This window comes from Caldibacillus sp. 210928-DFI.2.18, from assembly GCF_020554505.1.
In the GTDB taxonomy this organism is placed as follows: domain Bacteria; phylum Bacillota; class Bacilli; order Bacillales; family Caldibacillaceae; genus Caldifermentibacillus; species Caldifermentibacillus hisashii.
Window position 1 is genome coordinate 13,239 of record NZ_JAJCHL010000020.1, and the last position, 21,981, is coordinate 35,219.

Sequence of the window (21,981 nt, forward strand, 5' to 3'; positions counted from 1 at the left end):
CATAAAAATCAGGAAAGTGAACAGCGCCTATGAAGAAGAGATACCTACTCCTAGTACTGATTATCCTTTCACTTATATCCCTCTTTATCGGGGTATCAGATATTTCAGTAATGGATATCTTTCATTTAACAGATAAACAATGGCAAATATTAGTAGTCAGTAGAATTCCAAGGCTAATCAGTATTATTGTCTCGGGGGCATCGCTGAGTATTGCCGGGCTGATTATGCAAAGCTTAAGTCGAAATAAATTCGTCTCACCAACAACAGCGGGTACGATGGATTTTGCCCGACTGGGAATTCTCGTTGCTATGATTGTTTTTGCCGGTGCCGGTTCACTTAGCAAAATGTTTGTTGCTTTTGTATTCGCTTTAGCAGGGACCTTCCTGTTTATGAAAATCTTAGAAAGAATTAAATTTAAGGATGCGATATTTATCCCGCTTGTCGGGTTAATGCTAGGAAATATTGTCAGTTCAATTGCAACATTTTTTGCCTATCAAAATGATTTAATTCAAAATATCTCATCATGGTTAATTGGTGATTTTTCCATCATTTTAAAAGGAAATTATGAATTAATTTTTATTAGTGTGCCACTCTTGTTTATTGCGTATCTTTATGCCAACAAATTTACAATTGCCGGAATGGGGGAGGATTTTTCAAAAGGTCTTGGTTTAAACTACCGTCAAGTAGTTAATCTCGGTTTAATCATCGTTGCTCTTATTACATCATCGGTTGTCTTAACCGTTGGGGTAATCCCATTTTTGGGCCTTATTATTCCAAATGTTGTTTCGATTTATCGAGGCGATCATTTGAAGAATAGTTTAGCCCCAACAGCAATTCTTGGTGCCATTTTTGTTCTGTTTTGCGATATTCTCGGTCGAGTGATTATTTATCCGTATGAAATTCCAATCAATTTGACAGTAGGTGTTATTGGCAGTGCAATTTTTATTTACTTATTATTGAGGAGACAGGCACAATGAACTACAAAACGAAAACTTGGCTTTTGGCTGCCCTATCTGTCATATTCATATGTCTCTTTTTATTTACTGATATAACCGGGAATTGGGAATATATATTAGAAAGAAGAACGTATAAAGTCGCTGCCATCATATTAACCGGGGTTTCCATTGCACTTGCAACCGTTGTATTTCAAACGATTACGCAAAACAGGATTCTCACACCAAGCATTTTAGGTTTAGATTCTCTATACATGTTAATTAATACGTTTATTATCTTTGTCTTTGGTTCAACCACATTAACATCAACCGATAAAAATATTCAGTTTATCGTTATTGTTGCCATTATGATTTTATTTTCCGGGTTGCTTTACAAGCTGTTATTTAAACGGAATGAACAAAATATATACTTTCTTTTATTAATCGGATTTATTATCGGTACATTCTTTGATAGCTTTTCGTCATTCATGCAAGTGCTAATTGATCCAAACGAGTTTCAAATCGTACAAGATCGAATGTTTGCATCATTTAACAATATAAATACGGATGTGTTATTATTAGCTACTGTTCTTATCATACTAACACTGCTCTTGTTTTTAAGACTCTTTAAATACTTAGATGTGCTTGCACTCGGGCGCGATCATGCCATTAATTTAGGAGTCGATTTCGATTATGTTGTAAAAAGATTGCTTGTCATTGTTGCCATACTCATTTCGATTTCAACAGCACTGGTCGGACCGATTACATTTCTGGGACTCCTAGTTTCAAATCTTGCCTATGAATTTTTAAAAACCTATCGACATTTCTATCTGTTGCTCGGTGCCAGCCTAATCAGTGTGGTTGCTTTAGTTGGCGGACAATTAGTCGTTGAAAGGATTTTCACCTTCTCGACAACCTTAAGTGTCATTATCAATTTCATTGGCGGTGTTTATTTCATATACCTCTTGTTAAAGGAGAATCGATCATGGTAGATATTAAACAGGTAACAAAAAGATATGGTAAGAAAGAAGTTATTAAAGATGTGTCTGTCAATATCGAAAAAGGGAAGATTACCTCATTTATCGGTCCGAACGGTGCCGGGAAAAGTACACTTCTTTCCATGGTCAGCCGACTCATTTTAAAAGATGAAGGGGAAATTCTCATTGACGGGGCCGATATTACAAAAAAGAAAAGCGGGGATTTGGCGAAAAAAATTTCCATATTAAAACAATCAAACAATGTAAATTTACGTTTAACTGTACGGGAACTTGTATCTTTTGGCCGATTTCCTTACTCTCAAGGAAAATTGTCAAAAGAAGATTGGGCATATGTTGACGAAGCGATTGAATATATGGAATTACAGGAAATTGAGGATCACTATCTCGATGAACTGAGTGGCGGTCAAAAACAAAGAGCGTATATTGCTATGGTTATTGCTCAAGACACCGAATATATTTTGCTCGATGAACCGCTGAACAATCTGGATATGAAGCATTCGGTACAAATAATGAAAACATTAAGGAGATTAGTAGACGAGTTGGGTAAAACTGTCCTCCTTGTTATTCACGATATTAATTTTGCTTCCGTCTATTCGGATTATATTGTCGCTTTAAAAAATGGTCAAATTATTAAACAAGGAACGACCGACGAAATCATTAATCGTCAAGTATTACGCGATATTTATGATATGGATATGCATGTCCAAAATATCCAAAATTGCCGGTTCTGCTTTTACTTTTCATAGATTTTTTGTGATTAAAAAAATAAAAAAAGAATAAGTGTCAGTATGGGTTGGGAGCGCGCTAAGGATATTGACACTTATTCAGCAAGAAACAAATATAAACTGATAATTATATTCTACCATGAATGAAAGACAATTTGTCTAGAAAAATGCTTTATCAAAAATATGAATCGAAACTTACTTATAACAAGGGGTGTTTGCTAATGAAAAAATATTTGTTTTCACTACTTTTATTAATCATAACGTTTGGCTTGGTCGCTTGTGGGGGTACAGGAAGTTCCGATAAATCCAGTGACAATTCATCCGGTAAGGAAGCAGGGAAAAAGAATGAGACCGTGATGATTAAACACGCTCTCGGTGAAACAGAAGTAAAGAAAAATCCCAAAAAAATCGTTGTATTCGACTTCGGTATGCTTGATACATTGGACAAAATGGGAATTGAAGTAATCGGTGTTCCTCAATCCGGGAAAATCCCGCCGTACTTGGAAAAATATGCAGATTCCGAATATGAAAATGTCGGAAGTCTTGTTGAACCTGATTTTGAAAAGATCGCAGAAATCGGACCTGATTTAATTATTACTTCCGGACGGCAAGCCGAACAATATGAGGAGTTCAAAAAAATTGCACCGACGATTAATATTCAACTGGATACAAAAAATTATGTAGACTCATTTAAAGAAAACGTTCAAATCATCGCACAAATCTTTGATAAAGAAGATTTTGTGAAAGATGAATTGGCAAAAATCGATGACCAAATTGCCAAAGTAAATAAGGAAGTCACGGCATTAAATAAAAATGCTTTAATTGTGCTGGTTAATGAAGGAAAGGTCAGTGCCTTTGGTCCAGGTTCTCGTTTCGGACTTATTCACGATGTTCTCGGTTTTACACCGGCAGACCCAAATATACAAGTGGATGTTCATGGTCAAGGTATTTCCTTTGAATATATTGTGGAGAAAAATCCCGATTACTTATTTGTCATTGACCGGACGGCCGTTGTTGGCGGAGAATCTTCCGCTAAAGAAGTTATAGAGAATGATCTTGTGAAAAATACGACTGCATATAAAGATGGACATATTGTCTACTTGGATCCAAACTATTGGTATTTGTCCGGTGGCGGATTAGTGTCCGTATCTGAAATGATTTCCGAAATTGAAGATAGTATAAAATAATGAAAGAAAATTTTTAAAGATTCGTGCGCTTAGTTATTTGTAACTAGGCGTTTTTTTTTGAGGTGTCTAGAAATATCCGGCAAATATAGTTTGTTAAAAATACCCATAAAGGTAGCCGCATAAACTTCCTTGTGAGCTTATACTAATACTTAAGTCCAAAGATTTCCCGTAACAAATGAATTCATATCCTTGCTGGAATTTTTTACTTTTGATAACGTAATAAAAGAAAGTTAGCGACAAAGAATTTTTTATAAATGGGGTAGTTTGATGAAAAAAATATACAGTAACATCATTGAATATCGTGGTACACATTATGATTTTGGATTTTTGCAAGGAGAATTGTTGCGAGATTCACTGCTCGTGAAAAATCGTGAAAAACAGTGGAAAGTACGAAGACCTCGTTTTACTGTACCGGAAGAAGAAGTGAAACGAGCCATTACAAGTGTTGCGCCGAAAATTTGGGAAGAAATGATCGGTTTACAGGATGCGCTTAAATGGCCGATGGAACGAGTCTTACGGGAGTTTGGCGGATATCGGGTGGAATATGTAAAATCCGGGTGTTCCATTGTTACCGGTGATAATTATTTAATTCGTAATTACGATTATCATCCAAAAACTTATGATGGGCGTTATACACTATTTCAGCCGACAGATGGCGGTTATGCCGTTGCCGGTCCGAGTCAAAGAATAACCGGAAGAATGGACGGAATCAATGAAAAGGGTCTGGCGATGGGGTATAATTTTATGAATCGAAAAAATCCGGGTGATGGGTTTGTTTGTAATATGATTGGACGTTTCATCCTGGAAACTTGTGCAAATGTTGACGAGGCCGTCTCGCTTTTAAAAGAAATACCGCACCGCCATTCATTCAGTTATATTGTCCATGATAAAAGCGGCATTACGAAAATAATTGAAACATCGCCACGAAAAGTAGTCGTGCGGGAAGGAAATGTCTGCACCAATCATTTTGAAATCATGGCAGAGGAAAATCGTCATTATTTGGTTGATTCAAAAAGGAGATTAGAAATAATTGAAAAGGAAAGACCAAGTTTAAGGGATGGCAAGGCAGCCTTTCGCTTATTAAACGACACAAATCGAGGTGTGTTTTCCAAATTATACGGCAGCTGGGCGGGAACGATTCATACATCTGCCTATTTCCCGGGTAAATTAATGGCATGGTTTGCATTAGGTGGTGACCAAGAACCGGTCGAGATTGATTTTGCATGTTGGCTGAAAGGGGAAAATCTCGAAACCCACCGCATTTATGGGGAAGTAGATACCGAAATTCCATTCGTTCATTTAGATGAAGGGGCCGATTGGTTCAACTAAGCATCAGTGGGGATAAAGAGGCCCATTGTTGAAAATTTCACTTTATCCCGCGCAAACGGTCACTAAATCTTTTTTCTGGGGCTTAAGAAAGATAAGTGCCCGATTAGTTCAACTAAAACAATCAGTAGGGATGAAGAAATCCCCTTTGATGGAAGTTTTTTTACGTTTATGTGGAAAAATAGGATAAAATAGAATTTGGATATATTTTCAATTTGAAAGGAGATTTATCATGACAAACACAAAATGGACCGGATTTGTCGGAACATATACAAAAGGGGAAAGTGAAGGAGTTTATTCTTTTGTTCTAGATACAGATAAGGAAAAAATTATGAATGTTCAACTCGTTGCCAATTTGGAAAATCCGACATATTTGGCTATATGTAAGGATAATAAAAATTTATATGCCGTGGCTAAGGAAGGGGAACAGGGAGGAGTTGTCGGATTTCGAATCGACGAAAATACCCACAAACTTGTTGAATTGAATAAAGGGTTTACTGCAGGGTCCTCGCCTTGTTATGTTGCAACAAATTCAGACGGTTCTTTACTTACAGCAGCATACTACCACCGCGGTACCGTTGAATTATATACATTGAATGAGGACGGTTCTTTGAATGAATTGAAATCCACTGTTGCCCATGAAGGGAAGGGGCCGAATCCGGAGCGGCAGGAAAAACCGCATACCCATTATGCTGACTTTACACCGGATGAAAAATATGTAGTGGCTGTTGATCTTGGTATAGATCAGCTAATTACTTATGAAATCGTTCAAAATGAATTAGTAAAGAAACAAACATTATCGCTTCATCCCGGTTGCGGTCCGCGTCATTTAACTTTCCATCCTAATGGTCGCTATGCCTATTTAATGACTGAAATTAGTTCAGAAGTTATAGTGTTGGAAAATCATCATGATGATGGCAGCTTTAAAGAAATTCAATACATATCCACCATTCCGGAAGATTTTCAGGAAAATAATCAAGGCAGTGCGATTCATATAACTTCTGATGGGAAATTTGTATATGTTAGCAATCGCGGACATAACAGTATTGCTATTTTTCAAGTAGATGGTGATACAGGGATGCTTTCTTTGGTCGATTTTGTCTCTTCAGAAGGGGATTGGCCGCGGGATTTCATTCTCGACCCAAGTGAAAATTATCTTGTCGGATCTAATCAAGAAAGCAATAATTTGGTTCTTTACAAGCGAGATAAAAATTCAGGTAAGCTTACCCTACTACAAAAGGATGTAAAAGTCGGCCATCCGGTCTGTGTTAAATTCATGAAATAAATTTTAAGTGGATAATTATCATAATATAAGAAAAACCAGGCTATTTTACCTGGTTTTTCTTTCAACATGAAAAATGAATCAATTAATGGACACCTTTCATGAATTTTTCGATTTTTGGTGATAGGAGGAATAGAGTTATACTAAGAAGAATCGCAATAACCCCGATAGTTCCGAAGTAAACCATTTCTGTTTCCGGTTTATAATATTTTACGATTTGTGCATTAATTGCTTGTGCTGCCGCATTGGATAAAAACCAAAGACTCATTGTTTGTGCTGAGAACGCTTTTGGTGCTAATTTTGTTGTTGCAGAAAGACCGACCGGAGACAAGCACAATTCACCTAACACACAAACAAAATAACTTAGAACAAGCCAGAGTGGATTCACTAAAGAGTCGGTTCCACCCAGATAAGCTGGTAATAAGATAATAATAAACGATAAACCGGCAAAAAGAATCCCAAGGGAAAACTTTTTCGGTATAGATGGTTCCCGATTACCGAGTTTAATCCATAACCAAGCAAATACCGGTGCCAAAGTTATGATAAATAATGGATTTAATGATTGGAACCAGGCCGGTGAAAGGTCAAATCCGGCAAAATGTAATTGTGTTCTTTCGTCGGCATAGTTGGCTAAAATCGTTGAACCTTGTTCCTGAATAGCCCAGAACATAACGGAAGCAATAAATAGCGGGATATATGCCAAAAGTCGTGAACGTTCAACATCTGTTGTTTTCGGACTGCGATACATAGCAATAAAATATCCGGCAGGAATTAAAATGCCAAGGATACCGACTAATGTAATAAAGCGTTTAAAGTCCATATAGCCGATTTTTATAGTGAAGATAAATATAAGGGCAAGGATGATTGTGCCAATACCAATCCAAGTAAAGATTTTTTTCTTATCTTCAGACGGAAGCGGATTGGCCACATAAGCACCGGCTTGTCCAAGATTTTTCTTCTTCGTAACGACAAAAAGAATTAATCCGATAAACATACCAATTGCAGCAATCGAAAAGCCGAGATGGAAATTATGTTTCATGCCGACTTCCCCGACAATTAACGGTGAAAGAAAACCGCCCAAATTAATCCCCATGTAAAAGATACTAAACCCGGAGTCACGGCGACGATCTTCCGGTGAGTAAATATCTCCAACTACAGAAGAGACATTTGGTTTTAAAAGACCTGTACCTAAAATAATGAGAACCATTGAAACTAAAAAGAAAGCAAAGTTTCCCGGAATAGCTAATGCGATATGCCCGAACATAATGAGTACACCGCCGTAAAAGACGGATTTAGAAGTTCCAAGCAAGCGGTCGGCAACCCATCCGCCAATAATACCTGACATATACACTAAAGATCCGTATATACTCATAATCGACAAGGCCGTACTTTTATCAAGACCCAGTCCGCCTTTCGATACTTCATAGTACATATAGAAAACAAGAATGGCTCTCATTCCATAGTAGGAAAAGCGTTCCCAAAATTCTGTAAAAAACAATGTAAATAGGCCTTTTGGATGTCCTAAAAATCCCTTTTGAGGAATTGTTTTCCAAATATTCTGTCTATCTATGGATGACATAAAAAACTACTCCCTCCTTTAATATTTAATATATTAGTACAAAATGCTTGCTATTGTCAATTAAACAAGGTATAATTGTTATTTTACAATTTTAATAATTTTATAATTTTAATGGCTTTTTATTAAGGAAGTAGTGATTTCTGAATAAAATACCCATTGACGTAATCGAAAATTATAGGATTTTATCAGACTTATCCAAACACAAATTTAATCTTTTTCTCTTGCTCGTCCCATGCCAACTTCGCATTGAATTCTTTGTCCTTGCTTTTGAAGCCTTGAATTTGGTCTGTAACTCCATCGGTCAAAAGCTTTTTCAATTGTGCCTGTGTAATGGTTTTTCCAAGAATTTTTTTTGAGATCGTGAAGGAACAACCGGTCTTTTGATAATTGCTGCAACCGTAGAAGGTACCTTTATCTATAACATTTCCGTCGCAAAATTTGCAGTTGCCGAGTTTTCTGGGTGCGGATTTCTTAAATTGACGGGGGACAAAGTTTTCAGTCACCTCACGATCAAACGACCATTCGACCGCTTGCTTTGTTGTCTCCGTCACTAAATGGGTAATCATCTTATTCGTCATATCGATAAATTGTTTTGCATTTGCTTTTCCTTCAGCAATTTCCTTGAGCCGTTGTTCCCATTTTGCCGTCATTTCCGGTGAAGCAAGCAATTCTTTCCCGATTGCGTGTATCAAAATTTTTGCCTTTGCTGTTGCATATACTAAATTTTTCTTGATTTCGATGTATTTACGTGATTTCAACATTGTAATAATCCCGGCTCGAGTTGCTTCTGTTCCAAGGCCTTCTGTTTCGTCCAACACCTTTTCCAACTCTTTGTCTTCTATATGCTTTCCGGCAGTTTTCATCAATGTAATTAACTGTCCTTCAGTATACCGTTTTGGTGGCTGGGTTTTACTTTCCTTCACGTTGACCTTCTTGACAATGCCGGTTTCGCCTTTTTCCAGTAAAGGTAATTCCGGTTCACCATCTTTTTCATTCGCAGGGATAACTTTACGCCAACCTTCAGCAAGTTGAACTTTTCCTTTTGATAAAAATGTTGCCCGTCCACCAACAAGGGTCGTAACTGTCGTATATTCATAAACAGATTTTTCATAATGCGCGGCCAATAAGCTTTTAATGATCAAATCATAAATTTTTTGCTCGTCGGCACTTAATTTTTCAGGATCCTTCACTTGTTCAGTCGGGATAATTGCATAGTGGTCGGTTACCTTTTTCTCATTTACATATCGTTTATTGTTGCGGATGGACGAAATCGGTAAAGGGAAAAATTCGGCATACTTTTCTATCCGGGAAATCTTATGTAAGATATCCGGAAACATGTCCGCCTCACCCGGTGTCACGTAGCGGGAATCGGAACGCGGATAGGAAACGATTCCTTTTTGGTATAAACCTTGCAAGATATCGAGTGTTTTTTTCGGCGGGAATTTATATAAGCGATTTGTCTCCGCTTGTAACGCCGACAAATTATAAAGCATCGGTGGATGGTATTCTTTTTTCTCCCGCTTTACATCAGTAATTTCAGCCGGCTTGCCGTTACAAAATTGAGCAATTTTTGCGGCCATGTCAGCTTTCTTAATCCGGGAATCCCCATCCACTTCCCATTTGCCTTTATATTTTTTCCCATTTATGAAAAATTCACCAATGACTTCCCAAAAAGGTTCCGATACAAATTGTTCGATTTCGAGCTCGCGTTTCACAATGAGTGCAAGGGTTGGCGTCTGCACACGGCCGACCGAAAACACGTCGGAAAACCCTTTTTCCTTTAAAAGAATACTGTACAGTCGGGATGCATTCATGCCAACAATCCAGTCACTACATGCACGGGTATAGGCTTCAAAATATAAATTTTTCGTCTCGGTTTCATCCCGAAGATTCCGAAAACCTTCTTTAATGGTCTTAGGGGTCAAGGAAGAGATCCAAAGCCGTTTCATTGGCTGTTTGGCTTTCGTCAAACGGAGAATATTACGGATGATCAGTTCTCCTTCTCGTCCGGCGTCACCTGCATGAATAATTTCGGTTATCCTGGGGTCGTTTATAAATTTTTTTATGACCGAAAATTGTTTTGCCTTATCTTTACTTACTTGATATTGGAATTGAGACGGAATCATCGGTAAGGTGGCCAAGGTCCATTTTTTCCATTCGGGGTTATATTTTTCCGGCGGGATAAGTTCACATAAGTGACCAATGGCCCATGTCATGAAAGCGCCATCCGGAAAAATCTCATTCGGTAAAATTTCAATGTATCCTTGTGCTTTTTTATTTTTAAATACGGAGGCGAGTGTCCGTGCTTGATCCGGTTTTTCAGCAATAATCAGCTGCATTTAAGAGAGAAACCTCCCTTTCGTTTTTAAACATGATTTGTTCCTAGATTTCATTATAAAAGTTAAGGTCAAAAAAACAAGATATAACTAAAAAATAAACTAAATCTAATGAATGAATTCCCCCTGTACAGTAATCGCCATATTGGAAAAAAATGATAAAGAGGGGTAAAATAACATTAAATTGGAAATGGGGGATGATAATGTCCAAATCACTGCAAGGAACGACTACATTACATAATGGTGTGAAAATGCCGTATTTTGGTTTAGGTGTTTATAAGGTTAAGGATGGCAAAGAAGTTATTAACACAGTTAAGACGGCTCTGGAAGTAGGCTATCGGGCCATTGATACAGCTGCCCTTTATGATAATGAAGAAGGAGTCGGCCAAGCAATTAAAGAAAGCGGCATCCCACGGGAAGAACTATTTATTACAACAAAGGTTTGGAATACCGATCAAGGTTACGACAAAACGCTAAAAGCCTTTGAAATCAGTATGAAAAAACTTGGACTTGATTATCTTGATCTGTACTTGATTCATTGGCCGGGGAAAGATAAATATGTGGATACATGGCGGGCACTTGAGAAATTGTATAAAGATGGAAGGGTTCGAGCCATCGGAGTCAGTAATTTTAAAATTCACCATTTGCAAACATTGATGGAACAGTCTGAGGAAAAACCGGTGATCAATCAAGTCGAACTTCACCCGTATTTATCTCAAAAAGACCTTCTTTCCTTTTGTAAAAAACAACAAATTGCCGTGGAAGCATGGGGTCCGCTTGGCAGAGGCCGGTTGCTGAATGATCCGACGCTCATAGAAATCGGGCAAAAGTACGGAAAAACAGCTGCGCAAGTGACATTACGGTGGCATTTGCAAAATGATGTAATCGTAATTCCAAAATCCGTTACACCGTCAAGAATTAAGGAAAATGCGGATATATTTGATTTCGAATTAACCGCGGAAGATATGGAGAGAATTGATGCCCTGAATAAAAACGAACGGACCGGAAAAGATCCGGATCAATTTCTGTTTTAATGTGAATGGAAAAGGATAGTGCCAATACTATCCTTTTTTACTGGATAAATTTGAAGGGCTGAATTTTGCTGAACTTTTCACATCCTTGTAGAGAACAATGTTAGATAAAATTTTTGCCACTACCTACTAATATGAAAATTCTTCCAGGTTAAAAGCCGCCGCCAATATGATTAGTCGCTACTAAATTATTTTCCGCCACCTCTTGTTAACTCCGGAAAATCATCCAAATAAGGTGCTTCTATATCTATTTTTTCCATCGTCAAAGGATGAATAACCGATAAATATTTTGCATGTAAGGCTTGACGATAAAATAGAGGCTTCCCGCCATATAAAACGTCACCAACAAGCGGATGACCAATAGATGAAAGGTGAACCCGAATTTGGTGGGTACGTCCTGTATCAAGGCGACAAATGATTTGGCTCAAATTTTTCACTGTATCGAAACCAATCACTTCATAATGGGTGACAGCCGGTTGACCTGTGTATGAAATGCGTCTTCTGGTCGGATGATGGCGGTCACGACCAATAGGCGCATTAATCGTACCTTTTTTCTTCTGTAATTTTCCATGAACAATCGCCATATAGGTACGTTTTATTTTGCGTTTTTCCAATTGTTTATCAAGAATGCCGCCGATAAAGGATGATTTTGCAAATAAAACGGCACCACTTGTATCTTTATCAAGCCGGTGGATATGTTGTACTTTGGCAGGTTCATTCTTTACCGCTAAATAATGGACAATCCGATTTGCCAAAGTATCCGTGTCAGCAGAAGTGTTTGGATGTGTTGCCAGTTGTGCCGGTTTATTGGCAATCAACAAAAAATCATCTTCAAACAATATTTGCACAGATTGAGGTGAAGGCGTGTATCCGTAGTCTGCTTCAAAAAATATATTTTCAAAAATAAGCTGATCACCCGCTCTTAATTTGTTGGCAAATGGAACGGAAAGACCGTTTTGTTTCACCATCTTGTCCATTCTCATTTGGTGAATGCGTTTTTTGGCCAACTGCCATTTATTTTTCAATAAATCATCAATGGAAATCCCATCCCATTCTGCAGGAACTACTACATGCAGGTGGTTGTCCAATTTCTCTACTTTGATCATGTGATCACCCATTCTTTTTAAAGTTCTCCAAAACTAACTGTTTTTCACTGGTTAACCTGAAATTTCCACAGACAAATGATTTGTTCATGAGTATAATTATTGTTATCTTATACACATAGGGAAATTATTTTATCGAGTAAATCCGGAACAGTATTTTACATTATTCTAGAAAATTGTCCAAAAGGTGGGTTTGATCTTGAAGATTGTATATGCTTCCACCCCGGAGCAAGAGAAAAAAATAAATCATTTAGTTGAATATTTCTACTCAAATATCTTACCGAAATATTTTACGGATAAACAAATAAATGAATTCATCAAAATGAACTTTTTAAATATTAATGATTTTGATAATCAGTCTGACACGTTAAAAGAAGCTTATCAAATTATAGCGTGCTTGGAAACAATTTGTTTTCTTATTGAATCGGAAAGTCTTGAGAAAGAAAAATACCAAAAAATGTTTAATAAAAACGCACAAATCTTAAACAATCTTGGTTTTTCATTTCCTTTTTCTTATGAAAACTTTTTAGAAACTAAAAATGTTTCAATGGAAATGGGCAGTATTCATGTGAAAGCTGCCAATCATTGGCTCGTATAATTTGGGTGATTGCATAATGAAACGTCTGGTGATTACAGGTTACAAACCGCATGAATTAGGGATTTTTCATTCGAATCATCCGGGAATCCCTTATATTAAAAAAGCGATCAAAAAGCAGCTTATCCCTTTGTTGGAAGAAGGTCTTGAATGGGTTTTGTTGAGTGGCCAATTAGGCTTTGAAACATGGGCGGCGGAAGTAATTATGGACTTGCAATGTGAGTATCCAAAGCTAAAATATGCCGTAATTACCCCATTTCTTGATCAGGAAAAAAACTGGAAAGAGGAAAAACAAGAGAAATATGAGGAGATTTTATTGAACGCTGATTTTCATTCGACGGTTACGAAAAAACCGTATGAAGGACCTTGGCAGTTCGTTGCGAAAAACAAATTTTTTATCCGAAATTCGGATGGTCTTTTACTTGTTTATGACGATGAAAAAGTCGGCTCCCCACAATACATATTGAAAATGGCGAAAATTTATGCCGAGACTCATGACTATCAATTACTTGTCATCAATTACGATGATTTGCAAGCATTAATTGATGAAGAAATGTATAACGGTTAGTCGTATGCCTTTAAAAAATAGTTTAATGCATTGACGGTGAATCAGTAAAAGCGGAAACCGGCCGGGTATGGTTTCCGCTCTTTCATCCGGAAAAACAAAAACTATTTCAAAACATTTTCCTCAAACCAGTCTTGGAACTCGTCCTTTTTCTTTTCTCCATGAATCCGAGCCACTTCTTTTCCATTTTCAAAATGAATAATTGTCGGTGTGCCCTCAATTTTATAATCATCCCAACCTTGTTCATATTGCAAGACATCATATATTTGCAAATCAATGTTCAAATCTTCGGCGAGCGGAACGACAATTGGCGTTGTTTTTTGACAATGGATACATTCCGGGCTATAAAAATACACAGTGGCCGTACCGTCATTTTTCAATTCATCCTGCAGTTCATCCGGTGTTACAGAATTTTTATAGTAGTCCTGTGCATCGTTCTCCTGGGCATTATTTAAAAAGGCAATCGCTGCAAAAAGAACAACGATAATTCCTAAAAAAATCAATACTTTTTTCATTTATTTCCCTCCTTCAAGCCTTTCCTGATCGTAAAACTAATCATAAAGATCATTATAAATGCAGTTAACGCTAAAAACGGAATAGTAATAAACCCAAACCAATTGATGTACTGTGCTGTACAGGGGACTCTTCCACAAAATAATGGCCCATCTCCGGCGAAAGATAATTTTTGTAAACAATAATGATAAAGGGATATCGATCCGCCGACCGCAGATAAAATCATGGCATAAAAGCTCATGTTCCAATCTTTTTTCACATAGGCAACCCCAAGCAAAATCGTCATCGGATACATAAAAATACGTTGGAGCCAGCATAAGTCACAAGGCTCATAATGTTTAACTTCAGAAAAATATAAACTGCCAAAAGTCGCAATAATCGAAACAGCCCAGCTACTAAAAAATAACCAGTCAGTTTTTTTCTCTGCCAAGTATTTCCCCACCTTTTTCCAAGTACCATCTTTCATATTTCAGAAATAAAAGGTCAAACTTAAAATAATTGTACCATATGTTTCATTTTTCATGTTCTTTAAATACTTGGATAAATGGACTTATTTTTTTATAAAAAAGGGAAATTTTTCTCCATTGATTTTGGAAAATAGTTTAAAAAAATAAAAAGGCCTGTTTATGGAGTGAAACGTGAAAATACCAACGTGTTTCTCACCATAAACAGTCCGGAATTTTGTTTCTTTCGCTTTTTTCACCAGTCAAACCGAGTAAAGAACATCTTGTTGCATGATGGTTGCTTTATCATTCGCATAAGCGGCATATTGCAATAAAGCATATAGATGTTTTTCCACAATTGTATCATTTTTTTGATAGTAATAAGCGTGTAAAAAATGTTCAATTCGTTTTGATAAAAAATCATCCTTTGTGCGGACCATGAGTATTAGCAAATTATCCCACTGGGAACGGTATGTGTAATACAATGCGCGATCATAATCTGCTTTGTTCATGTATTGACCTCCTTTTTTCAGGAGTTAATGATATTGTATGCGGAAATAAGATATTTTTGTAAAGTAAATCTTAACAAAACGATATTTCTGGGGACGTATTTTTTTACCAGTATATTCGCAGGTTAACAAAACGAAACAAGTGAAAAATAAAAAATGAACGCAGGAAAAACGAATTAGCTGGATGTGGTAGCAAATGAGAGTGGTTGTTAAATACGGATTCATTTTTATTTTCTTTTTCTTATTCATGCCTGACCAAGGTCGTGCTTATATTGTTGATGCAGTAGATGGTTATACGATAGAACAATTAGAGGCGGATCTAAAAGGGATTAATAAACAATTTAAAAATAATATAACCATAAAACAAATAGGAACGAGTCATTTTTACCAGCCGATTTGGGCAATAAAACTTGGTAAAGGGGAAGAATCAATTTTACTTATCGGGGCACATCATGGCCGGGAATGGATCAGCTCTAATTTGCTTATGGTGATGTTGGAAAGATACGCTGATGCCTATCAACATAAGAAAAAAATCGGGAAATTCGATTCGAACATATTTGATAAAATTTCCATTTGGTTTGTACCAATGTTAAATCCGGACGGGGTAGATATTCAACAAGGGAAACTTCCGGTGCAGAACAAGCGAGATTTTATCTTCATGAATGACGGTAGTCTTAATTTTAAAAGATGGAAAGCAAATGGCATCGGAATTGATTTAAATCGGCAATATCCGTCCGGCTGGCAAGACGTTCCCGGCAGTCCTTTTCCGTCTTATAAAGGTTATAAAGGAAAGCGACCGTTTGAGGCAAAAGAAGTACAAGCAGTCGTTCGTTTTATAGAAGAAATAAATCCGATGTCGGCAATTGCTTACCATTCATCCGGGCAAGAAATTTTTTGGCAATACGGTGCCCGGCAAAATATCGTTAGGGATTATTTTTTGGCAACCAAATTAGCCGAATTAACCGGTTATTCTTTGTCGATCCCGCCTGAAGAAGCCAATGGAGGGGGATTTACCGATTGGTTTATTGAAGAATACGGGAAGCCGGCATTTACTCTCGAATTGACCGATTTTCATCAAGAATCCAACCCGCCCATAAGGAAATTTTGGGAGGAATGGCGACGAAACAGACTGGTTGGCATTTATCTGGCAAGCGAAATGGCCAATTGGAGATAGAAAGAAGCAAAAGAAAGCTGTCAATCATGAAAAACGACAATCAGTGTGGAATTGGGATCGCCGCACTGATTGTTTGAGAGTGAAAAATTACTGGAATCTTTCTAACTTTGTAAAGAAGTCAACAACAAATTGGTGAAAAATTTTTTCCGATGGTGCCAGTTCACGTGTTTTCGGCGTTATAATGCCTACCGTTCTTTTAACTTCAGGAAAGGAAATCGCAATTTTTTTCGTCATTCTTGGAATATTGCTAATCAATGTATTTTCCGGTAAAATGCTGACACCGATCCCGGCTGAAACCAAGCCCTTAATAGCATCGATATCTTCACCCTCAGAGGTTATTCGCGGAAAGAAGCCGGCACTTTTACAAGCATCGATGGCAATTTTTCGTAAAATATAACCTTCCGAAAACAAAACAAAATCTTCTTCTTTCAGTTCACTTAATTGAATATGGTCCCTGTCAGATAACGGGTGAAGCAAAGGAACTAAGGCAGAGAATTTTTCCGAGAATAAAATATCCACTCTAATATCTGAATCTTCAGGGGGTGTCGGACCCAAGAACGAAATATTAATATCACCACTTTTAACTGCTTTACTTAAATAAGCATATGAACCTTGTCTCAAGTGAAAACTGACTGTCGGATGAATTACTTTAAAATTCGAAATAATCGTTGGTAATAAATGGTTAACAAAACTTGAAGGATAACCGATTTTCACCGTGCCGTATTCCGGATCTAAGTATTGATCGACTTTTTCTTTTGCATAATCGATTGCTTGCAATGCCTTTTTAACATGAACTAAAAATGTTTTTCCAATATCAGTTAATTTTAAATTTCTTCCTACTCGTTCAAACAACATAACCCCTAATTCATCTTCCAGTTTAGCGATTTGTAAACTGATGGCCGATTGAGCAACATGGAGATGGTCGGCTGCTTCTGTCATATGTTCCCGCTCGGCTACTTCAACAAAATACCGTAATTGTCGTAATTCCAAATGTTTCCCCTCCTAATCATTTACTAATCGTTTTTTGAGATAGTTTCTATCTTAATAATATATTGTTTGTATCAATTTGAAAATATATAATTAGTACTACAACGAAAATTCAGAAAGGGACTAAACGGAAACGAGGGGAATCATATGACTTTTCACCAATTACCTCAATCTCAAGGACTGTATCACCCAAGTTTTGAACATGATGCCTGCGGGATTGGTTTGTATGCACATATAAAAGGAAAATCTACCCATGATATTGTAAAAAAAGGAATTGAAATGCTTACTAGTTTAGATCACCGAGGAGGGAAAGCAGCAGACGGAATGACCGGTGATGGAGCAGGAATAATGGTGGACATCCCTGATCGTTTTTTTCGGAAAAATCTAAAAAACATTCAACTTCCTTCCAATGGACATTACGGGGTTGGCATGCTCTTTTTAACCGAAAATGAACGTGAGGAAATTGAATATTATATTAATGAAACGATTCGGTTAGAAAAACAAATATTGTTGGGCTGGCGAACGGTGCCGATCAATCAAGAGCAAATTGGAGAAAAAGCCCGGCAATCCTGTCCGGTTGTCCGTCAAGTATTTATCGGATCACCTGGAGAAGTAAATCAACTCAATTTCGAACGAAAATTATATGTCATTCGAAAACAAGTGGAAAAATGGGCTAAAGAACACGGAAAAGAATTATATTTTTCGAGTTTGTCGAGTAGCACAATTGTTTATAAAGGTCTGTTAAATCCGGATCAATTAGATCGTTTTTATTTAGATTTGCAGGATGAAGATTTTGTCTCACGTTTCTCACTTGTCCACTCCCGTTACAGTACGAACACATTTCCGAGTTGGGAAAGAGCACATCCAAATCGTTATCTTTTGCATAATGGTGAAATTAATACATTAAGAGGCAATATTAATTGGATGAAAGCCCGCGAGAAACACCTGGCTGCATACGCTTTTGGTGCTGATGCGGAAAAAATTATGCCGGTCTCAGATGTAAACGGCAGTGATTCATCGATTTTAGATAATGCTTTTGAATTTTTTGTCCTATCCGGCATGCCGCTTGCTCAAGTAGCGATGATGCTTGTTCCGGAACCTTGGTCGGAAAACAAACATATTTCTGCGGAAAAACGTGCTTTCTATCAATACCAAAGTTTGCATATGGAGCCGTGGGATGGACCGGCAGCTATTATGTTTTCGAACGGTAAACAAATCGGAGCTGTTTTGGACCGAAACGGCTTAAGACCGGCGAGATATTATGTAACAAAAGATGATTACATTATTTTCGCTTCCGAGGTGGGCGTAATTGATGTCGAACCGGAAAAGATCTTATATAAAGAACGATTAAGTCCGGGAAAAATGTTACTGCTTGATTTGGAAGAAGGACGTATCATCTCAGATGAAGAAACCAAGTTGGAAGCAGCATTGGCATGGCCTTACCAGGAATGGCTGCAACAAGAGCTTGTTTTGCTGAACGATCAAGATGAGACTGAGGAAATTGTGGATCACATTCCATTACGGCAAAAAGCACTTGGCTATACGTATGAGGACATTCATAAGTACTTACTCCCGCTCGTTATAGACGGTAAAGATCCGGTTGGTTCGATGGGAAATGATATGCCGCTTGCTGTTTTATCAGAGCGTCCGCAATCGTTATTCAATTACTTTAAACAATTATTTGCCCAAGTGACAAACCCGCCGATTGATTCGATTCGTGAAAAAATTGTCACATCAACGGTTACGTATTTAGGAGCGGAAGGGAATATATTAAAGCCGGGTCCGGAAAACTGCCGCCGCATCGAATTAAAAACACCGTTATTAACGGCGGGACAATTTAAACAATTAATAGAGAATCAAAAACCTGATTTTCAGCATACGATTTTATCAACTGTATTTACCGATGATTTAGAGACTGAGTTAGAAAACTTGTTGCAAGAAGCGGAAAAGGCAGTGAACGAAGGGATAACCTTACTGATTTTATCCGATGAAAAAATGGACAAAGCGCATGTCCCAATGCCGCCTCTATTAGTAATCAGCGCGCTCCATCATCGGTTAATTGAGAAGGGGTTACGAACAAAGGCAAGTATCATCGTTGCATCCGGAGAAGTAAGAGAAGTTCATCATTTTGCTTCATGTATCGGGTTTGGCGCTGATGCCATTTATCCTTATCTTGTTTATGCGACATACCAAAAAGCAATTCAAGATGGTGACCTTGATTTTTCTTATACCAAGGCGGTGCAGAATTACGTAAAAGCGATTACCGACGGAATTGTAAAAGTCATGGCGAAAATGGGGATTTCAACAATTCAAAGCTATCGCGGCGCCCAAATTTTTGAAGCCCTCGGGATTTCCAATGAAGTGATTGACCGATATTTTCATGGAACGGTTTCACAAATTGGCGGGATTCATTTGGATACAATTGCTAAAGAGGCGATTCTTCGTCATGAAGCCGCCTACAGCCACCCGATGGATTCTCTGCTTGAATCCGGAAGTGACTTTCAATACCGTGTTGATGGGGAACAACATGCATTCAACCCGCTGACCATTCATACATTACAGTGGGCGGTAAGGAAAGGGGATTATCAATTATTCAAAAAGTATACAAAACTTGCGAATGATGAACGAATTCACTTTTTGCGGAATCTGTTTACTTTTAAAAAACGTTTGCACCCTGTACCGATTGAAGAGGTTGAACCGGTGGAAAGTATTGTAAAGCGTTTCAAAACCGGCGCGATGTCCTTTGGCTCAATCAGTAAAGAAGCTCATGAAACACTTGCGATTGCGATGAACCGCTTAGGAGGAAAAAGTAACAGCGGTGAAGGAGGAGAAGATGCTGCCCGCTATAAACCCGATGCAAACGGCGACAGCAGGAAGAGTCGAATAAAACAAATTGCTTCCGGTCGTTTCGGTGTAAAAAGTCATTATTTAGTCAATGCAGATGAACTGCAAATTAAAATGGCACAAGGCGCAAAACCGGGTGAAGGAGGTCAGCTGCCGGGAAATAAAGTGTATCCGTGGGTTGCCGAAGTTCGTGGCTCCACACCGGGTGTCGGACTTATTTCTCCGCCGCCGAATCACGATATTTACTCCATTGAAGACTTAGCACAGCTCATTTTTGATTTAAAAAATGCAAACAGAGATGCCAGAATCAGTGTGAAACTTGTTTCCAAAGCCGGGGTTGGTACGATTGCCGCCGGGGTTGCAAAAGGGAATGCCGAAGTGATTGTTATCAGCGGTCATGATGGCGGAACAGGTGCATCGCCCAGAACAAGCATTAAACATGCCGGTCTTCCCTGGGAATTGGGGCTTGCCGAAGCTCACCAAACTTTGTTGCTAAATGGTTTACGTGATCGTGTCGTATTGGAAACAGACGGTAAACTCATGACCGGGAAAGATGTTGTCATGGCAGCCTTGCTTGGGGCGGAAGAATTCGGTTTTGCTACAGCACCGCTTATTTCCGTCGGTTGTGTGATGATGCGGGTTTGCCATCAGGATATTTGTCCGGTTGGCATTGCAACTCAAAATCCGGAATTACGGGCTAAATTTGCCGGGGAACCTGAACATGTGATTCATTTTATGACTTTTATTGCTCAAGAAGTCAGAGAAATCATGGCTCAACTTGGGTTTCGCACAGTTGATGAAATGGTGGGACGTACAGATATTCTTGAAGTAGGCGAACATGTAAAAGCTCATTGGAAAGCAAAAGATTTAGATTTAACTAGAATACTTTATCAACCGGATTTCGGTCGACTTTCTAAGAAAAAGCAAAATCATAAGTTGGAAGAAACATTGGATCTTCGGGAATTGTTATCTTTTGTTCGGCCGGCTTTCGTGGGCGGTAAAAAAGTGGAAGGTACTTTTGCCATTAAAAATACGGACCGGGCTGTCGGAACCATTGTCGGGAGTGAAGTATCCAAACAATATGGTGAAGAGGGTCTGCCGGAAGATACAATAAAACTTCATTTTAATGGGGCTGCAGGTCAAAGTTTTGGTGCGTTTGTGCCAAAAGGAATGACGCTTATCATTACCGGAGATGCCAATGATTATTTTGGAAAAGGTTTATCCGGGGGCAAGTTGATTGTTTGTGCACCGGGTGAATCTCCATTTGCCGCGGGAGAAAATGTAATTGTTGGTAATGTTGCTTTATATGGGGCAACAAGCGGGGAAGTGTATATTAATGGACGTGCCGGTGAACGGTTTGCTGTTCGAAATAGCGGTGTTCATGCAGTCGTAGAAGGAATCGGTGATCATGGTTGTGAATATATGACAGGCGGACGGGTGGTAATTTTAGGCGATGTCGGTAAAAATTTTGCTGCCGGTATGTCAGGCGGAATTGCCTACGTACTCCAAGATGACCCGGAACAGTTTAAATCCCTTGTTAATAGTGAATTGGTTGAGTTTGAAAGCTTAACAGAAAAAGATGAAATAAATGAAGTGAAAAAAATGATTGAAAAACATTTTGAATATACCGGAAGCAATAAAGCTGAAAAAGTCCTGGCCAATTGGGATTGGATAAAAGGGAAATTTGTTAAAGTCATTCCAAAGGACTATAAACAAATTCACCGTCTTGTCACCCGATTGACGAAACAAGGTATAACAGAGGAAGAAGCAATATTTCAAGCATTTCATCAATTAAATGAAATGAACACTACAGAATCAGCTGTACCGGCAGTGAATAAATAGAGAGGAGAGA

At 38.1% G+C, this 21,981-nt stretch carries 18 protein-coding genes; 11 read left to right on the forward strand and 7 right to left on the reverse strand.

Annotated features, from left to right (window positions below):
- Positions 1-29: 29 nt before the first annotated feature.
- The 6 genes from LIZ98_RS06380 (at position 30) to LIZ98_RS06405 (ending at position 6,453) form a co-directional block, all read left to right on the forward strand.
- Positions 30-977, forward strand: a complete 948-nt coding sequence (locus LIZ98_RS06380; protein ID WP_034768949.1) for an ABC transporter permease — start codon at positions 30-32, stop codon at positions 975-977.
- A complete protein-coding gene (locus LIZ98_RS06385; protein ID WP_227139252.1) occupies positions 974-1,924 on the forward strand; it encodes an iron chelate uptake ABC transporter family permease subunit in 951 nt (316 codons plus the stop codon). Before LIZ98_RS06380 ends, LIZ98_RS06385 begins: the two co-directional genes overlap by 4 nt.
- Complete coding sequence (locus LIZ98_RS06390; RefSeq protein ID WP_034768951.1) at positions 1,918-2,676, forward strand: iron ABC transporter ATP-binding protein; 759 nt, start codon at positions 1,918-1,920, stop codon at positions 2,674-2,676. Before LIZ98_RS06385 ends, LIZ98_RS06390 begins: the two co-directional genes overlap by 7 nt.
- A 200-nt stretch (positions 2,677-2,876) precedes the next feature.
- A complete protein-coding gene (locus LIZ98_RS06395) occupies positions 2,877-3,842 on the forward strand; it encodes a siderophore ABC transporter substrate-binding protein (protein WP_227139253.1) in 966 nt (321 codons plus the stop codon).
- Between the two features lie 267 nt (positions 3,843-4,109).
- A complete protein-coding gene (locus LIZ98_RS06400) occupies positions 4,110-5,171 on the forward strand; it encodes a C45 family autoproteolytic acyltransferase/hydrolase (protein WP_041845985.1) in 1,062 nt (353 codons plus the stop codon).
- 229 nt (positions 5,172-5,400) lie between these two features.
- Positions 5,401-6,453 carry a lactonase family protein gene (locus tag LIZ98_RS06405; protein WP_227139254.1) on the forward strand — a complete coding sequence of 351 codons (1,053 nt, stop codon included), beginning with the start codon at positions 5,401-5,403 and terminating at the stop codon, positions 6,451-6,453.
- An 82-nt stretch (positions 6,454-6,535) separates the two neighbouring features.
- Here the strand turns inward: LIZ98_RS06405 and LIZ98_RS06410 are convergent, their stop codons facing one another.
- Together LIZ98_RS06410 and LIZ98_RS06415 are read right to left on the reverse strand one after the other, a co-directional pair.
- Positions 6,536-8,029: a peptide MFS transporter gene (locus tag LIZ98_RS06410; RefSeq protein WP_227139255.1), complete on the reverse strand. Its 1,494-nt coding sequence runs from the start codon at positions 8,027-8,029 to the stop codon at positions 6,536-6,538.
- 191 nt (positions 8,030-8,220) lie between these two features.
- Complete coding sequence (locus LIZ98_RS06415) at positions 8,221-10,368, reverse strand: DNA topoisomerase III (protein WP_227139256.1); 2,148 nt, start codon at positions 10,366-10,368, stop codon at positions 8,221-8,223.
- A gap of 200 nt (positions 10,369-10,568) precedes the next feature.
- Here LIZ98_RS06415 and LIZ98_RS06420 point away from each other — a divergent pair, with 200 nt between their 5' ends.
- Positions 10,569-11,399: an aldo/keto reductase gene (locus LIZ98_RS06420; RefSeq protein WP_034768982.1), complete on the forward strand. Its 831-nt coding sequence runs from the start codon at positions 10,569-10,571 to the stop codon at positions 11,397-11,399.
- Positions 11,400-11,584: 185 nt separating this feature from the next.
- Here the strand turns inward: LIZ98_RS06420 and LIZ98_RS06425 are convergent, their stop codons facing one another.
- Positions 11,585-12,514 (reverse strand): RluA family pseudouridine synthase, encoded by a 930-nt coding sequence (locus LIZ98_RS06425; RefSeq protein ID WP_227139257.1) that lies wholly within the window; start codon positions 12,512-12,514, stop codon positions 11,585-11,587.
- A gap of 184 nt (positions 12,515-12,698) precedes the next feature.
- Between LIZ98_RS06425 and LIZ98_RS06430 the strand changes: the two genes are divergently transcribed.
- Positions 12,699-13,097 (forward strand): YhcU family protein, encoded by a 399-nt coding sequence (locus tag LIZ98_RS06430; RefSeq protein WP_034768984.1) that lies wholly within the window; start codon positions 12,699-12,701, stop codon positions 13,095-13,097.
- A gap of 13 nt (positions 13,098-13,110) precedes the next feature.
- Positions 13,111-13,662 carry an SLOG family protein gene (locus LIZ98_RS06435; protein WP_227139265.1) on the forward strand — a complete coding sequence of 184 codons (552 nt, stop codon included), beginning with the start codon at positions 13,111-13,113 and terminating at the stop codon, positions 13,660-13,662.
- A 101-nt stretch (positions 13,663-13,763) separates the two neighbouring features.
- Here LIZ98_RS06435 and LIZ98_RS06440 read toward each other — a convergent pair whose 3' ends face one another.
- From LIZ98_RS06440 to LIZ98_RS06450, 3 genes are all read right to left on the reverse strand, one after another.
- Entirely contained in the window at positions 13,764-14,174 is a 411-nt protein-coding gene (locus tag LIZ98_RS06440) for a thioredoxin family protein (protein ID WP_034768986.1), read from the reverse strand.
- A complete protein-coding gene (locus LIZ98_RS06445) occupies positions 14,171-14,602 on the reverse strand; it encodes a disulfide oxidoreductase (RefSeq protein ID WP_041845990.1) in 432 nt (143 codons plus the stop codon). Before LIZ98_RS06445 ends, LIZ98_RS06440 begins: the two co-directional genes overlap by 4 nt.
- Before the next feature lie 276 nt (positions 14,603-14,878).
- Entirely contained in the window at positions 14,879-15,127 is a 249-nt protein-coding gene (locus tag LIZ98_RS06450; protein WP_041848213.1) for a YhdB family protein, read from the reverse strand.
- A 193-nt stretch (positions 15,128-15,320) separates the two neighbouring features.
- Between LIZ98_RS06450 and LIZ98_RS06455 the strand changes: the two genes are divergently transcribed.
- The gene (locus LIZ98_RS06455) at positions 15,321-16,298 is read left to right on the forward strand and encodes a M14 family zinc carboxypeptidase (RefSeq protein WP_227139258.1); all 978 of its coding nucleotides are present in this window, start codon (positions 15,321-15,323) and stop codon (positions 16,296-16,298) included.
- A gap of 87 nt (positions 16,299-16,385) precedes the next feature.
- Here LIZ98_RS06455 and gltC read toward each other — a convergent pair whose 3' ends face one another.
- Positions 16,386-17,288, reverse strand: a complete 903-nt coding sequence (gene gltC / locus LIZ98_RS06460) for a glutamate biosynthesis transcriptional regulator GltC (protein ID WP_227139259.1) — start codon at positions 17,286-17,288, stop codon at positions 16,386-16,388.
- Between the two features lie 144 nt (positions 17,289-17,432).
- Between gltC and gltB the strand changes: the two genes are divergently transcribed.
- Positions 17,433-21,971: a glutamate synthase large subunit gene (gene gltB, locus LIZ98_RS06465; protein ID WP_227139260.1), complete on the forward strand. Its 4,539-nt coding sequence runs from the start codon at positions 17,433-17,435 to the stop codon at positions 21,969-21,971.
- Positions 21,972-21,981: the final 10 nt, after the last annotated feature.

Bases quoted from the DNA above. Each gene is read 5' to 3' on its own strand.
- LIZ98_RS06455 (WP_227139258.1), top strand. From the start codon at position 15,321: ATGAGAGTGGTTGTTAAATACGGATTCATTTTTATTTTCTTTTTCTTA.
- LIZ98_RS06410 (WP_227139255.1), bottom strand. From the start codon at position 8,029: ATGTCATCCATAGATAGACAGAATATTTGGAAAACAATTCCTCAAAAG.
- LIZ98_RS06425 (WP_227139257.1), bottom strand. From the start codon at position 12,514: ATGGGTGATCACATGATCAAAGTAGAGAAATTGGACAACCACCTGCAT.
- LIZ98_RS06420 (WP_034768982.1), top strand. From the start codon at position 10,569: ATGTCCAAATCACTGCAAGGAACGACTACATTACATAATGGTGTGAAA.
- LIZ98_RS06405 (WP_227139254.1), top strand. From the start codon at position 5,401: ATGACAAACACAAAATGGACCGGATTTGTCGGAACATATACAAAAGGG.
- LIZ98_RS06395 (WP_227139253.1), top strand. From the start codon at position 2,877: ATGAAAAAATATTTGTTTTCACTACTTTTATTAATCATAACGTTTGGC.
- LIZ98_RS06400 (WP_041845985.1), top strand. From the start codon at position 4,110: ATGAAAAAAATATACAGTAACATCATTGAATATCGTGGTACACATTAT.
- LIZ98_RS06385 (WP_227139252.1), top strand. From the start codon at position 974: ATGAACTACAAAACGAAAACTTGGCTTTTGGCTGCCCTATCTGTCATA.
- LIZ98_RS06415 (WP_227139256.1), bottom strand. From the start codon at position 10,368: ATGCAGCTGATTATTGCTGAAAAACCGGATCAAGCACGGACACTCGCC.
- LIZ98_RS06440 (WP_034768986.1), bottom strand. From the start codon at position 14,174: ATGAAAAAAGTATTGATTTTTTTAGGAATTATCGTTGTTCTTTTTGCA.
- LIZ98_RS06390 (WP_034768951.1), top strand. From the start codon at position 1,918: ATGGTAGATATTAAACAGGTAACAAAAAGATATGGTAAGAAAGAAGTT.
- LIZ98_RS06380 (WP_034768949.1), top strand. From the start codon at position 30: ATGAAGAAGAGATACCTACTCCTAGTACTGATTATCCTTTCACTTATA.
- gltB (WP_227139260.1), top strand. From the start codon at position 17,433: ATGACTTTTCACCAATTACCTCAATCTCAAGGACTGTATCACCCAAGT.
- LIZ98_RS06450 (WP_041848213.1), bottom strand. From the start codon at position 15,127: ATGAACAAAGCAGATTATGATCGCGCATTGTATTACACATACCGTTCC.